Annotated in this window: 1 protein-coding gene; it reads left to right on the forward strand. The window is 67.9% G+C overall.

Going from position 1 to position 842, the window contains the following annotated elements:
- On the forward strand, nt 1–727 hold a 727-nt coding region (mtnB, locus tag DD1DGNOD_RS02335; protein WP_241255414.1), incomplete at its 5' end, for a methylthioribulose 1-phosphate dehydratase.
- Nucleotides 728–842 lie beyond the last annotated feature (115 nt).

Below are 842 nucleotides of genomic sequence, written 5' to 3' on the forward strand. Positions count from 1 at the left end.
CATGGTGGGAGCTGGCGACATGGTGGGCACTGGTGACATGGTGGGCACTGGTGACATGGTGGGCACTGGTGACGTGGCGGGAAGCGGCGATCCGGTGGGCGCCGGTGACGTTGGCACCGACAGGTGGCCGGCCGGTCTGCGCGCCGCGGGTGAGGCGCTGGCCCTCGAGGCTGCGCGCTACGCGTCGTTCGGCTGGATGCGGGCGACCTCGGGGAACCTGTCGGTCGTGCTGTGCCGTGCCCCGCTGCGGCTCGCAGTCACCGCGAGCGGCCTGGACAAGTCCGAGCTACGCCCTGATGACGTGGCCGTGATCGACGCCGCGGGCGCCCCCTGGCCGGTCGGGCCGGCCCGGCAGCCCTCGGCCGAAGCCGCCCTGCACGCGCGGCTCGCCGAAGTCGCCGGTGCGGGTGCGGTCGTGCATGTCCACACGATCGCGTCGGTGCGGGCCGCCGACCGCTGGCCGGGCGGCGTCGAGTTCGAGGGCCTGGAGATGCTCAAGGCGCTGGGACGTGCCGCTGACGGCGACCGTGTCCGGATCCCGGTGGTGGGCAACAGCCAGAACATGATCGACCTCGGTGACCGTATCGTGGCGCTGCGGGATCCGCGAACCCCCGCCATACTGATCGCCCGACACGGCCTATACGCATGGGGGGACGATCTCGGCGCGGCGAGGCGGCACACCGAGGCCGTCCAGTGGCTGCTGGAGTGGGCGCTCGCCAACGGATGATCATTTATCACCCTTATTGATGAATATCAAGAAAAGTTACGTGATTTAAGTCACAGTATAAGTGATGTTGACGATCTCGTGACCGGCGTGTGAAAGTCGATACCGTGTATATCCC

It is taken from the genome of Candidatus Protofrankia californiensis, assembly GCF_900634765.1.
GTDB lineage: Bacteria > Actinomycetota > Actinomycetes > Frankiales > Frankiaceae > Protofrankia > Protofrankia californiensis.